This window comes from Cystobacter fuscus DSM 2262 (assembly GCF_000335475.2).
Lineage (GTDB): Bacteria > Myxococcota > Myxococcia > Myxococcales > Myxococcaceae > Cystobacter > Cystobacter fuscus.
This window is the reverse complement of sequence record NZ_ANAH02000066.1, coordinates 356,912-369,448: the sequence shown is the minus strand read 5'-3', so window position 1 is coordinate 369,448 and position 12,537 is coordinate 356,912. Positions and strand designations below refer to the sequence as shown.

The window sequence follows — 12,537 nt, the reverse complement described above, 5'->3', positions numbered from 1 at the left end:
AAATCAAAAACGTTGGAATGACTGTTGGCATCGCCCTGCTCTCGCTTTCCCCGGTGGCACAGGCCGAAGAGATCTTCCACAACACTGGCACCGTGTCTGGTTGGAACTCCATCAACAAGGAGCACAAGGGGTCTGTCAGCGAGGTGACGAATGTCACCTATTCGGGACCGACCGCCATCAAGGTGACCCAGATCTACGATTCCTCGTACAGCGGCCGCTACCATTCGGAGGTCGTGAAGAACAACGTGTATCGTCGCGGCGACACCGGCTTCTACGGTTTCGCGTTCCGCCTGCAGCAGGACTGGCAGTTCCAACCCCAGTCGTACAACATCGCCCAGTTCATCGCGGATTTCTCCAATACCGGCTGCGATGACTACATGCCGTCCAGCATGATCTGGCTCTCGGGCAATCAACTCTTCACGCGCGTCAAGCAGGGCTCGGTCTGCTCCCAGAAAACCGTCACGTTCGGCAATCTCGCCACCGTCACCGCCGGGGTGTGGCACAAGGTCGTCATCCAGGCGAAGTGGGCGAGCGACGGCACGGGTTTCTACAAGCTCTGGTTCGATGGCCAGAAGGTGCTCGAGCAGTACAATCTGAGCACCACCGTGTCCGATGACCGGTACTTCCAGTTCCGCGTCGGCCTCTACGCGAACGGCTGGCACGACAACGGCTACATGCAGGGCAGCCAGGGGACGCGCAGCATCTGGTTCGACGAGATTGGCGCGGGCACGACCTTCGCCGATGCCGACCCCGATCAGTGAGGAGGGGCGCTCCCGCACCGCCCGCGCCGCGAAGCTGGCCGGGCGGCTGTTGGAGGTGAGCTCCGTCAGGCCTTCTTGACCTGGGCGCTGTTGAACATCCAGTTGATGCCGAACTCGTCGCCCAGCGCGCCGAACAGCTCACCCCAGGGGGCCTCGACGAGCGGCTGGACGACCTTGCCGCTCGTCGCCAGTGCGTCGAAGCAGCGCCGCGCCTGATCGGGATCATCGAACTGGAGGGCGATGTTCACGCTCCCGCTCTGGGGCGGCGCCGAGTCGTTGGGGCCGTCGCTCATCATCAAGAGCGCGTCGCCCACGCGCAGCGCCGCGTGCATGACCCGGCTCTGCAGCGCCGTGGGACAGTTCGGGTTGCCGTCTCCAAACCGCTGCAGCGCTTCGACTTTCGCGCCCAGGGTTCGCTGGTAGAAGGCGATGGCCTGCTCGGTCCTGCCGTTGAGGATGAAGTACGGGGTGGCGGCTTTGATCGTCATGACAGCTCCTTGTCGGTTCAGAAAAAGGCTCCTTTGGGGAGTCTCGAACCCATGGACGGCGGTACCCGCCCGAAATCATCGGTCCTCCCGATGATTCCGGCCAGACCGTGTGCCCCGGACCCACCAGCGCTCGTGCCACTCCAACCCGTCCGGCAGGGACTCCACCGCGTATTCCAGGTGGGTCAGAGCCGGAACACGTCCGCGAGCACGCCATCCGGCCCATAGCGGCGCTGCGGCGAGGGCGTGTCGTAGACGACGAGCACGGAGTCGTTCGGCGCGAACCAGGAGAACACGGCCACCCCCTCGGCGTTGTCGTCCCTGCTCCCGTTCTTCAGGTCGAAGAGAGGCTCCAGTCCCCCCTTCTCCTGCGAGTGGAGGGTGTCTCCCGAGAGCAGCAGGCCCTTGTGCAGCCGGAACAGCCGGATGGGGCCATCCACCGGCATGGTGGGCCCCGCGAGGATGAGCAGATCCTCTCCATGGCGGCACAGCTCGCGGATGCCCAGACCATCCAGGTCCAGGAAGTGTTTCTGGTAGGCACCGCCCTTCTTCGTCCGCCGGGGCGCGAGCAGGCCCTTGCCTACCTCCTCCACCTCCATTTGCAGGAGGACGGCGTAGCCTCGCAGCACGGGGCCCCGGAGCCCGAGGAAGACCTGGTCCCCGTGGACGGCGAGCCCCTCGATGTCCAACCCATTGTCCTTGCTGGGGATGGCGAGCGCCCCATCCGGATCGTCCGGCGAGGCCGGCGCGAGGAAGGGCCCCAGATGGGCGTCCTGGCGCAACAGCTCCACCAGCACGTTCACCCCCGAGTCCTGTCGGCCCTCCGCGCGCATGAGCTTCGCCGGGCGGGCCGAGCCCGACGCCTTCTCCGGCAGCGGCACCCGGGCGAGCAGGAAGCGCCAGGGCTCGTGCTCCACGGTGGCCAGTCGCTCCAGGTCCTTCACCATCGTCTTGCCCTTGGGTTTCTTCCGCTTCGCGCTGTGCGAGCCCACGAACCACAGCTGCCCGTCCTGGAAGTCCAGCGCCTCGAGGTCCACCTCCTCGTGGACCTCCTCTCCGAGCAGATCCGCCATGGCGAAGTGCCGGTGCTCTCCGAAGACGCGCGGGCTCACCGGGGCGAAGCGCTCGAGCGAGTGGTGCTCGTCCGAGGCCACCCAGAGACCGCCATCCGCGGAGAACACCGCGGCGGAGAGATCCTCGTGGAGATCCTCCTTGCCAGAATCGAACCGCAGCAGGACACGACCGAGGAGCGGAGCATGCAGCATGGAAATCCTCCGGGTTGGAAGCCTTCCGCTTAAGCATGACGCTCGGGCGAGGCAATGGCGGCGGCCCCCTCCTGTTCTGACGCCAACCTCGGACCCGCGCCTCGGCGGGCTTCACCCCCGGGGGAGGGCTCGCCTGGGGCTACCTGCTGGCACTGGGCTTCGCCCTCCTCTTGGGACACGCTTGCGTGGACCGGGGGTTGGCCTCACCGTCCGTCAACGTCTCACGGCAGCGGCGATAGCTCGATGTTGTCGAAGTTCGTGTCCCAGCCATTCGACGTCGCCAGGGTGACGGACGAGCAGGTGCCCTGCCAGTTCGTCACGACGTGGGTCACCTCCCCCGGCGTCAGGGTGAAGGTGCGCGTGGGCTGGTTGAAGCAGCTCAGGGTGAGCGTCGCGCCCGTGTCCCAGGTGAAGGCATCGAGGCCGACGACCGTCCGCTCCCCGTAGATGTCGAGCGCTGCCTGGTTCACCCCCGCGCCGTTGAATGAGACGCTCTTCGTGGTGAACCCGCCCCAGGGCGGCGCGATGTACCACTTGTTGAACACGAAGTAGAAGGGGCCGTGGATGCCGGTGATGGGCTCGTTCGCACCGTCGAAGGTATCGAAGGTGACCAGGTTCGACTCGGGACCCACGGGGATCGTCAGGGTGCTGGTGTTGTTGCCCGGAACGTTGTCCGTCTCGGACGCCGCGACGGTCGCCTGGAACTGGAACGTCCCGGAGAGCAAGGGCACCAGCGTCATGCGAACGACGGCGCTCTGCCCGGCGGGCAGGCTCGTGATGTCGCAGTGCATGTTGTCATTGGTGTAGTAGCTGCACGTGCCCACCGACGCCTCTGGGATGAAGGCGAAGGGCGCGAGCCCGGCGGGAACGGGAACGTCGAGCGTGAGGTTGGTGGCCGCCCTGGTGCCGTGGTTCGTCAACGTGATGTCATAATCGAGCGCTTCGCCCCGGACGCCCGTCCCGGAGGGGAAGGCATGCCGCACGGACACGTCGACCGGGGATGCGTCCCCCGTGGCCGGCACGAAGGCGACGTCCACCCAGAAGTTGGTGTTCATCCACGCATCCGAGGGGAAGCCGCTGCCATTGAGGTGGCGCACCCCGTTGCCGCCCGCCGCGACGGCGGACGGTGCATGCAGGGGCGGCACGTCCACGCCCGCGCTGCTGAAGTAGTTGGTCGTGATGGCATAGTGGCCCGCGGTCGCGAAGTACGACACGACATAGGTCGTGTTCGCCGCGAGGCTCACCGGCGTCGGGAACGTCAGCTCGCGCCAGCCGAAGCTGCTCTCCCCAGGCGCCTCCACCGTGGTGCCCAGCAGCTCGCCGGTGGCGCTCCACAGGTGGCCCACGTGCGGCCCGGTGTCTCCGCCGGTCTTGTAGTAGCGCACCTTCGTCACCGTGCCCGCCACGTCCGTGCGGAACTTCAGTCCCACCTCGGTGGGAGTGGCGTCGGCATTCTGGAACTGGGGGTCGCCCGTGACCACGTTCCACAGGCTGCAGGGATTGCAGACGCTGCTGGCGAGGGTGGTGGCGGTGACGGTGGCGGACGCGGGGCTCAGGTTGCCGGCGGCGTCACGACCGCGCACGGTGTACTGGTACTCGGTGGCGGGCGTCAGGCCGGTATCGCGGTAGCTCGTGGTGGTGCCGGGCAGCTCCGCGATGAGCTGGCTGCCCCGGTACACCAGGTGGGCGCGTGCGTTGCCCTGCGTCTCGCCCGAGCCGTCCACGGAGACGTACCAGGTCAGGTCGATGGCGGTGGACGAGTTGGGCGTCGCCACCACGTTGGTGGGCGCGCGCGGAGGCGTGGTGTCGTTGGGCTGGAAGGCCACGTCCACCCAGTAGTTGCTGGCCTGGTAGCTGTCCGTGGGAAAGCCGCTCGTGCCGTAGTGGTAGAGGCCGTTACCGCCCCCCGTCCCGCTCGCGGGTGCGTGCAGGGGTGGCACATCCAGCGCGGAGGCGAAGCCATTGCTCGTCGCCGCGTAGTGCCCCGCGGGCGCGTGGTACGACACGACGTAGTCCTTGTCCGCCGCGATGGCCACAGGGGTCGCGAAGCGCACCTCCTGCCAGCCCGAGGCCGTCTCGTCCTGGAAGATGGCGGTGGCCAGCAGGGCCCCCGAAGCCGACCACAGGCTGCCGGTGTGCGTGCCCGTGTTGCCCGCGCCCTTGTAGAAGCGCACGCCCATGACGCGTCCGGGCGCGTCACTGCGGAAGCGCACGCCCAGCTCCACCGCGGCGCTGTCGTCCGCGGCCGCCACGGCCGGCACGGCGGAGGCGTCGAAGAGGGAGCGCTCACCCGGCAGCAGCGGCCGCGCGGCCTCTTCGGTGCGTGGTGTCTCCGGGGCCGTGGGCTCCGCGGGAGCACAGCCTGCCTGGACCCAGGTGAAACCCACTACCAGCGTCATGACCCATCGTGATGCATGTCGAAGCACGTCGGACTCCTTCGTGGTGGAGGCTGGCGGAGGAATCTCACACCGTTGGTTTTGGAGTCGAGCGTTCAGTGTCGCCGCAGGTCCCCGGCACCCTCGAGGCGCACGTCGCGCAACGTGGCGCCTCCCCACAAATCCACATCGCCAGAGCCATCGAGGTACACCGTCACGGTGGTAGCGACGGTGGCGCTCACATTGCCGGAACCGGCCATGTACAGCTCCGCCTCCGAGCTGGAGACCCCCCGGGCATCGAGGTCCCCACTGCCGTTCACCCGGGCCACCAGGCGCGGCGCCGAACCGGTGAGGCTCATGTCGCCCGAACCCTCGAGGACGGCGTCCAGGCTCTTCGCGAAGCCGTCATAGGTGAGCGAGCCGGAGCCAGACAGCCCCAACCGCACCTCCTCCAGCACCTGCTCCCGCGGAGTGCAGAGCGTCATGTCGCCAGAGCCAGAGAGGTTCACGGTGAGGTGGGTGGCCGGCCCGCAGTAATCCATGTCTCCAGTGCCCTCGAGCTCGAAGGTGAGCGCGTTCGACCAGGTCACGCCCTCGACGAGGAAGTCGCCGGAGCCATCATTCTCCGCGCCGAGGAAGCGCGGCAGCGTCGCCACCACGCGGCCTTCACCCGAGTACAACAGGTTCTCGGTGTTCTCGATGAGGAGCGTCTCCCCGGAGACGCGGGTGGTGACGAACGGGTGCAGGTTCTCGTCGAGCGTGAGGGTGACGGACCCGGCGGAGGCCTCGCGCACCACCACATCCAGGGAGGAGTGATTCTCCACCCGGGTGAAGCCGGTGAGCTCACGCGGCTGAGTGACCTTGTGGCCATTGCCCTGCTCTCCGAACAAACCGCAGGCGGGCATGAACATCAGTGCCGCCACCCCCAAACCCAGGCTCTTCCGCATGTTCCCTCTCCTTGAAATGACGCCAGCCGACCGTGCTGCTTCGCGAGTCGTGGCACTGGAACACCGCCTCCCCTGGGAACTGTCACTCCAGGAGTGCGAAGATCCACAGGGGGCTGTCCACCCGCTCCGCCATGCGCATCTCTGGAGGTGGAATGGAGTCTGCTCGCAGAAGGAGGATGCACGTCCGATGAAGCAGAAGATGACGGGATTCCACCTCGATGGAGAGAACCACTGGGTGGCCGAGCTCGAGTGCGGCCACCGGCAGCACGTGCGCCATGAGCCCCCGTGGATGGAGCGCCCCTGGGTCCTCACGGAAGAAGGGCGGCGCAGCCGTCTGGGCATCGAGCTCGACTGCAGACGTTGTGACGAGGTCGGCCACGCGGTCGCCGAGGCGGTGCGCGAAGCCTTGGCGGCCGCCGCCCGGCAAGCCTATGAGGACGCGGGCCTGAGCGGCCTTTGTGCCGAGGGCCGTTGGGAGCTCGCGCTGGATGCCCTCCGCTCCACCGGGCTCACCTCGGCGATCCACCGCGCGCTGGCACGTCCTCACTGAGCGCTGGCTCGCACCTTCTGTGCGAGACACTCGATCAGGAACTCCACCGTCGCCCGGACCCCGGGCAACTGGCCGCGCCGGTGGGGCATGAGGAGGGTCGTCGTCACGGTCCCCGCCTCCCACTCGGGCAACACCCGGACCAACTCGCCCGCTCCCAGGGCCACACGGCACATGCTCTGGGGCAGGCAGGCCACGCCGAGACCGGCCCTGGCGGCTCCCAGCAGCACGGTCGACTCGTTGGCCACCATGACGGGCAGCGGACTGACCTCGACGCGCTCGCCCGCGGGGCCGAGCAGGCGCCAGCCCGTCGAGTTCGGCGCGGCCACGAGGCCATCATGGCGCCCGAGCTGCTCGGGCCGCTCCAGCGGTTGCCGCGCCGACAGATAGTCGGGGGCGGCCACGAGCAGGATGGGCTCGCTCACGAGCTGCCGCTGGACCAGACCCGAAGCCGGAAGCGGAGTGAAGTGGGAGCGCACCGCGATGTCGTAGCCCTCCTGCACGACATCCACGAAACGATCGGTCACGTCCAGCTGCACCCGCAGCTTGGGGTAGGCGCGCGCGAGCTTCGGCAGGTGCTCGGCCAGGTAGAGCTGTGCCGTCGGTACACTGGCGGTCAGCCGAACCGTGCCGCCAGGCTCGGCGACGCGCCCGCGCACCACCTGCTCGGCGGCCTCCGCCTCGATCAGCACCGCACGCGCGCGCTCGTGGAAATCACGCCCGACCTCGGTGAGGGTGAAGCTGCGCGAGGTGCGATGGACGAGCCGGGCATCCAGGCTCGCCTCGAGCTCCGCCACCCGCTTGCTGATGGTCGCCTTCGGTACGCCGAGACGACGCGCCGCCGCCGCGAAGCCACCGTGTTCGATCGCCGCCACGAAGAGCGCCAGGTCGTTGAGGTTGAGCATCGAGATCCCAAAGTCCATATGGGTAGACGTTGCGTCGCCGTTCTAGCCTCTACCCGGTCAAAGTCCACGACGACAGATTGATGGGACCCGAATCCACGGGCTTTCAACCACGGAGAATCTCGTGTCCCCCATCCTCTTCTACGGTGTCCCGTCGGGCTGCTCGTTCGGCTCCATCGTCGCGCTCGAGTGGCTCGCGAGGCCCTATCGGCTTTGCCGCATCGAGATGCCGAGCGTCGTCACGAGCGACGCGTACAAGCGCATCAACCCCGTCGCGGAGACGCCCTCCCTGATGACGGCCGACGGCAGGGTCATCAGCGAAACCATCGCCCTCCTCAATCACCTCGGTCCGCTCGGGATCGAGCGGCGGCTCGCCTTCGCCCAAGGCACCCACGACTTCGACCGCTGGAACCAGATGTTGGCCTTCCTCAACACGACCTTCTTCGGCTCGTTCAGCCCGCTCTGGTACGCCTACGAGCACGAGTTGGAGCCGGAGGCGAAGCAGGCGCTGACCGATTACGGCCGAGCCAAGGTCGAGAAGGCCCACGCCAGGCTCGAGGCCCTGCTCGGCGACCGCCCCTGGCTGCTCGGCGAGCACCGCACCCTGGTGGACGCCTACTTCATCGGCATCGCCCGCTGGACCAAGTACCACGACGCGGTCGACCGCCGTGCATTCCCGAACGTGCGGCGGCTCGTCGAGAAGCTCGAGGCCGATCCGGCGGTGAAGTTCGCCCACGCGATCGAGCAGCAGCGGCCAGCCGTCTCGGCGGGTGGCTTCGAAGGCGAGGTCCGTCTCGAAGACGCGGTGGAGTCCATCCGGCGCGCGGCTGCCTAGGACGAAGAAGGGCCGAGCCCGCGCGGACCGCGTGTCAGGTGCCCGCGCCGTGCACCTGGGCCTTGCTCATGACGTGGTCCACCGCCAACAGATGCCACGCGGCTTGAGTGATGCGGACGTGTTGTTGTGGCTCGGAAGCAAAGACGGCGGTGGCCTGTTCCAGCGGCACACCGGCGGCCGTGGACTCGGCCTGGATGACCTCCAGCACCTTGGCCGGGGTGAGGATGAGCCCGTCACGCTTGCAGATGGCGCCCAGCGCCAGGCTGATGCGCAACCGCTGCCTGGCCTCGGCCCGGGTCCTCTCGTCCGCCAGCCACGTCTGGAGCGACTCCTCCTGATGCTTGTTGCTGAACTTGAGCTTGGTCACGGAGCGACCCTCGCTCGCGCCCCAACGCAGGCGGATCTCCTCGTCGACCAGCTCCTCGGGGATGTCCACCTGTGTGCGTGCGGCCACCTCCTCGAGCACCCGTTGCTGGCCCTCGAGGAACCGTGCTCGCGCGGCCTCCTGTTGCAGCTCCCTCGCCACACCGCGCATCACTTCCTCCAGGGTCGCTCCGCGGCCAAGGGCCTCGAGGAACTCCGGATTCGTCGGGTCGGGGTACTTCACCTCGCGCGCGGCCTGGATGAGGAGGGCGAAGCGCGCGGGCTGACCCCGTAGCGCCTCGATGGGGTAGTTCTCGCCCAGGACGATGTCCACGAGCACGCTCTCTCCCGGCAGGTGACCCACCCACTGCTCGTACAGGCCCGGCAGGAGGGGGTCGGGCGCCAGCGGGAGCCAGACGTCGGTGCGCACGCTGAAGGGGATGAGGCGCCCATTCGAATAACCCGCGATATCGACCAGCACCTCGTCACCCCAGGCGAGGCCCTCCGTGCGCGGACGCATGCGCTCGGAGGCATGCGCGCGCGCCAGCTCCTGGAAGCGTTCCTGGACCCTCCGCGCGGTGATGGGCTCCGGGGCGGGGACGGTGACGGAGAGGCCTTCCAGTGACGGCGCGATCACTGGGGGCAGCTGGACCTCACCGCCTTGCGCGGCCCTGCGGGCCGGCGAGGTGTACATCGGAATACCGGCTCGCTTCTTGGCGGGGGGCGAGGATTTCGGGTTCGAGTCCATGAAGTCATCCTTCCAGACAAGGACCCTACCCGAGCCGCCGGAGATCCGCAGGAGGCGCAGGCGTGTCCGCGCCCGTCAGGGTGAGGCTTGGCGTGAAGTGGCCGGACAGGCCTGGCCCGCCCCTCGGCTCATTCGAGCCAGGAGCACGGGCAGTGCTTCAATGCCCGCTCGCGGAGTTCTTGGCCATGGAGCCCACCAGGCCTTGAGCCAGCGCACCCGCCGCGCCCGCGAAGCCCTGGGCCAGGGGCCCGTGTCCACTCGCGACGCCATGAGCCATCGAGCCCACCGCGCTCGCGGCCCCATGCATCAGCCCATTCTGTCCGCCCGTGGCGCCATGGGCGAGCGAGCTCACCGCGCTCGCGAGGCCCTGGGCCAGGCCCCCGTGTCCACTCGCGGCGCCGTGGGCCAGCGAGCCCACCGCGCTCGCGGCCCCGTGCATCAGCCCATTCTGTCCGCCCGTGGCACCGTGGGCCAGCGAGCCCACCGCGCTCGCGAGGCTCTGGGCCAGGGGCCCGTGTCCACTCGCGACGCCGTGGGCCAGCGAGCCCACCGCGCTCGCGGTCCCATGCATCAGCCCATTCGGCCCGCCCGTGGCGCCATGGGCCAGCGAGCTCACCGCGCCCGCGAGGCCCTGGGCCAGGCCCCCGTGTCCACTCGCGGCGCCGTGGGCCAGCGAGCCCAACGCGCTCGCGGCCCCATGCTGCAACCCATTCGGCCCGCTCGTGGAGCCATGGGCCAGCGAACTCAACGCGCTCGCGATGGCCTGGGCCATGGGCCCGTGTCCACTCGCGGCGCCATGGGCCAGCGAGCTCACCGCGCCCGCGATGCCCTGGGCCATGGGTCCCGTGAACCCCGAGTGGCCCGTTGGCTTCGTGGTGGCCTGGTGCGGCGTCCGCGCCATCGCGAGGGCATGCAGGATGCCGCCCGGAACGGTCCCGGACTGAAGCACCCCGCTCATCAGCTTCTGGCCAATACCCGTACGGCTCTGGGCCAGACCGGCCGCGTTGTGGGCGAAGCCCAGGGCGTTGTTGGCGGCCAGCGCGAGGCTCTGTTTGCCGCTGGCCACGCTCGCGAAGCCATCCATCTGTCCGAGCTGCGAGAGCGCCTGCTTCACGCTGGCGTTGCCAGAAGCCAACTCCCCCACGAGCTTCGGGGTGGGGTTGGACACCTGCGCCAGGGACTTCTGGGCGGTCTTGAAGAGGCCAGGGAGCTGAGAACGAATGGAGCCGGACATGGAGAAACCCTGGAGGCGGGAGCGATTTCGACAACAACCAGGAGCCACGCTGTCCTGATCGCGGGGAACTTACCCATTATCGCGCCCGGCCTCACGAAGTTGCGGATCTTTTCTGCAAGACTTTTGCCAATTCTCGAGAAGAGGGAAGTCCGCGCCCCCACCGGGAGGAACCGGACGGAGGGCCGGCACGGTGACGAGGCTCTCTCAAGGGGCATTCGGGCCGACATCGGCCGCCGACAACGGCGAGTGGTCGATGGGGTCGGTGGAGTACTCATCCGCGCCGACGTCGTTGGCGGCGCGCAACTGCCCATCCATGTCTTCCGCGACGTAGGTGTACGCGCCCGTCGCCGCGTTGATGGCCTGACTCGTGGAACTCAGCTTCTGCAGACCGTTGACCGCGGTCAGGGACGGATTCACGTTGCGGATCTCACTGGACGTCCGCGACTTGTTGCTCAGGGCCGAGCCGTACCCGATGTTGCCCTGGAACAGGGTGTTGCTCGTCTTGAACTCGTTGTAGAGGGTGCCCGTCGTGTTCCGGATGAGGTTGTTGGCGACCTTCGAGTCCACCGGTGCGTACGTATATTTCCTCCCGATGAGGAGGCCCGCCGTGCTGTCGACGACCGTGTTGTTCACGACCTCGGCCCGGTAGACCCTCCAGTGTTTGCTCAGATCGCTCGCGGTATAGGTGCTGGAGGTCGGCCCTCCGTCGAAATCGCCCCCGTCGATGAGGAGCGCGTCATCGGTCAGCTTCGCCAGGTAGTTGTTGTAGACCTTGTGGTCGGTCCCGTAGAGCCGGATGCCGCCCACGCCGGACTTGCTGCCATCACCCAGGATGAAGTTGCCGTAGATGCTGTTGTTGTTTCCGTGCCGCGCGGTGAGCTGTCCCTGCGACGTGAGGATCGTGTTGTAGCGGATCGTGTTGTGGCCGCTCTTGATGGAGATGAACTCCGGGTCCCCGTCGCAGTTCTCGAACAGGTTGTACTGCACGGTGGCGTGGGCATCGAGCAGTGACAGGGCGGACAGGCCGAGGCGGATGGTCTCCAACCCGTTGGAGAGGCGTGGCCCGACGTCGTGGAAGTAGTTGTACTCAATCACGTCATACTGGGTCATCTGCGTGGAGTAATTGCCATCCAGGGCGATGACCGGATCGATGTTGCTCTTTCCGCCGAAGTCGTTGTGGTCGATCCGGTTGTGGTGGCTCCCGGAGCCCTTGATGAGCAGCCACTTGATCTGGGTGCCGTCCTCGATCAGCGCGAAGGTGTTCCGGGTGACCCGGATGTTGTTGGAGCCATCGAGCACGATGGCGCTGTTGCCGGTGTTGGTGAACTTCAGGCCCGAGATGACCACGTGGGCGGAGCTGGTCACCTGGAGGGAGGCGCCGCCGGAGATGATGGCCTTGCCCCGGTTCGCGGCCTTGAGGGTGATGGGACTGGAGGAGGTGGCGTTCTTGCCCTTGAGGACGAAGGCGCCGCTGTTCGTATAGGTGCCGTCCGCCAGGACGATGGTCGTGCCCGCGGTCGCGCTGGCGAGGGCCGTGGTGAGTTGCGCAGCGGTGGAGACGTTCACGATGTTGCCCGAGGGCGCTTCCGCGGCGCTCCCGTGAACCTCCACCTCCAGGTAGCTGTTCCAGGCATTGGCGGAATTGCCATACCCCACGAGCCTCACGTACCGCGCGGACCCGACATCCGGGAAGTCGAACGTCTGGAGGCTGCTCGTCAGGCTGCTCGTCGCTTTCGAGCGCACGGTGGAAAACGTGGTGCCGTCCGTGGAGGTCTGGATGTCGAAGGTGGAGGTCCGCGAAGCGCCGTTGAGGAAGGCGATTTTCACGAAGGCCACCTTCTTGGGGGTACCCAGGTCGAGTTGGAGCCACTGTCCATCTCCCTCCGCGGACCAGCGGGTGGTCAGGTCTCCGTCGACGGTATTGGCGGGGATGTTGCCATCATCCGTGCTCGCGGTGACGGAGGTGGGCGGAATGGAGAACCGCTCATCCGCCGCGAATCCCGGGAAGGGAGTCAGACCCAGGAGCAAGCTCGAGCCGATCACAAGTTGCCGACGTGCCATGTGCATTCCTCGGA

At 67.5% G+C, this 12,537-nt stretch carries 11 protein-coding genes; 3 read left to right on the top strand and 8 right to left on the bottom strand.

Annotated elements, in window-relative coordinates:
- Positions 1-17: 17 nt before the first annotated feature.
- Positions 18-761 (top strand): polysaccharide lyase family 20 protein, encoded by a 744-nt coding sequence (locus D187_RS42140; RefSeq protein WP_245591962.1) that lies wholly within the window; start codon positions 18-20, stop codon positions 759-761.
- Between the two features lie 65 nt (positions 762-826).
- On the opposite strand, the gene D187_RS42135 is transcribed toward D187_RS42140, so the two are convergent.
- The 4 genes from D187_RS42135 to D187_RS42120 form a co-directional block, all read right to left on the bottom strand.
- Positions 827-1,249: a VOC family protein gene (locus tag D187_RS42135; RefSeq protein ID WP_002620624.1), complete on the bottom strand. Its 423-nt coding sequence runs from the start codon at positions 1,247-1,249 to the stop codon at positions 827-829.
- 182 nt (positions 1,250-1,431) lie between these two features.
- Entirely contained in the window at positions 1,432-2,511 is a 1,080-nt protein-coding gene (locus tag D187_RS42130; RefSeq protein ID WP_002620623.1) for a DUF3616 domain-containing protein, read from the bottom strand.
- A gap of 221 nt (positions 2,512-2,732) precedes the next feature.
- A complete protein-coding gene (locus D187_RS42125) occupies positions 2,733-4,910 on the bottom strand; it encodes a DUF4082 domain-containing protein (RefSeq protein WP_002620622.1) in 2,178 nt (725 codons plus the stop codon).
- A gap of 92 nt (positions 4,911-5,002) precedes the next feature.
- On the bottom strand, positions 5,003-5,833 hold the full coding sequence (locus D187_RS42120) for a GIN domain-containing protein (RefSeq protein WP_002620621.1): 831 nt from the start codon (positions 5,831-5,833) through the stop codon (positions 5,003-5,005).
- A gap of 187 nt (positions 5,834-6,020) precedes the next feature.
- Between D187_RS42120 and D187_RS54435 the strand changes: the two genes are divergently transcribed.
- On the top strand, positions 6,021-6,383 hold the full coding sequence (locus D187_RS54435) for a DUF3565 domain-containing protein (protein ID WP_081714070.1): 363 nt from the start codon (positions 6,021-6,023) through the stop codon (positions 6,381-6,383).
- Here the strand turns inward: D187_RS54435 and D187_RS42110 are convergent.
- Positions 6,377-7,303, bottom strand: a complete 927-nt coding sequence (locus D187_RS42110; protein ID WP_245591961.1) for a LysR substrate-binding domain-containing protein — start codon at positions 7,301-7,303, stop codon at positions 6,377-6,379. The two genes, D187_RS54435 and D187_RS42110, sit on opposite strands and share 7 nt — an antisense overlap.
- 103 nt (positions 7,304-7,406) lie before the next feature.
- On the opposite strand from D187_RS42110, the gene D187_RS42105 reads away from it, so the two are divergent.
- Entirely contained in the window at positions 7,407-8,117 is a 711-nt protein-coding gene (locus D187_RS42105; RefSeq protein ID WP_002620617.1) for a glutathione S-transferase family protein, read from the top strand.
- 34 nt (positions 8,118-8,151) lie between these two features.
- Here the strand turns inward: D187_RS42105 and D187_RS42100 are convergent, their stop codons facing one another.
- The 3 genes from D187_RS42100 to D187_RS42090 form a co-directional block, all read right to left on the bottom strand.
- Positions 8,152-9,228 carry a trigger factor gene (locus D187_RS42100; protein WP_081714069.1) on the bottom strand — a complete coding sequence of 359 codons (1,077 nt, stop codon included), beginning with the start codon at positions 9,226-9,228 and terminating at the stop codon, positions 8,152-8,154.
- 157 nt (positions 9,229-9,385) lie between these two features.
- Positions 9,386-10,462, bottom strand: a complete 1,077-nt coding sequence (locus D187_RS42095; RefSeq protein ID WP_020918653.1) for a TrbL/VirB6 family protein — start codon at positions 10,460-10,462, stop codon at positions 9,386-9,388.
- Positions 10,463-10,666: 204 nt separating this feature from the next.
- Positions 10,667-12,523 (bottom strand): chondroitinase-B domain-containing protein, encoded by a 1,857-nt coding sequence (locus tag D187_RS42090; RefSeq protein ID WP_002625255.1) that lies wholly within the window; start codon positions 12,521-12,523, stop codon positions 10,667-10,669.
- Positions 12,524-12,537 lie beyond the last annotated feature (14 nt).

Excerpts from the sequence above, each read along its gene's own strand:
- D187_RS42140 (WP_245591962.1), top strand. The coding sequence starts at position 18 with ATGACTGTTGGCATCGCCCTGCTCTCGCTTTCCCCGGTGGCACAGGCC.
- D187_RS42135 (WP_002620624.1), bottom strand. The coding sequence starts at position 1,249 with ATGACGATCAAAGCCGCCACCCCGTACTTCATCCTCAACGGCAGGACC.
- D187_RS42130 (WP_002620623.1), bottom strand. The coding sequence starts at position 2,511 with ATGCTGCATGCTCCGCTCCTCGGTCGTGTCCTGCTGCGGTTCGATTCT.
- D187_RS42125 (WP_002620622.1), bottom strand. The coding sequence starts at position 4,910 with ATGACGCTGGTAGTGGGTTTCACCTGGGTCCAGGCAGGCTGTGCTCCC.
- D187_RS42120 (WP_002620621.1), bottom strand. The coding sequence starts at position 5,833 with ATGCGGAAGAGCCTGGGTTTGGGGGTGGCGGCACTGATGTTCATGCCC.
- D187_RS54435 (WP_081714070.1), top strand. The coding sequence starts at position 6,021 with ATGAAGCAGAAGATGACGGGATTCCACCTCGATGGAGAGAACCACTGG.
- D187_RS42110 (WP_245591961.1), bottom strand. The coding sequence starts at position 7,303 with ATGGACTTTGGGATCTCGATGCTCAACCTCAACGACCTGGCGCTCTTC.
- D187_RS42100 (WP_081714069.1), bottom strand. The coding sequence starts at position 9,228 with ATGGACTCGAACCCGAAATCCTCGCCCCCCGCCAAGAAGCGAGCCGGT.
- D187_RS42095 (WP_020918653.1), bottom strand. The coding sequence starts at position 10,462 with ATGTCCGGCTCCATTCGTTCTCAGCTCCCTGGCCTCTTCAAGACCGCC.
- D187_RS42090 (WP_002625255.1), bottom strand. The coding sequence starts at position 12,523 with ATGGCACGTCGGCAACTTGTGATCGGCTCGAGCTTGCTCCTGGGTCTG.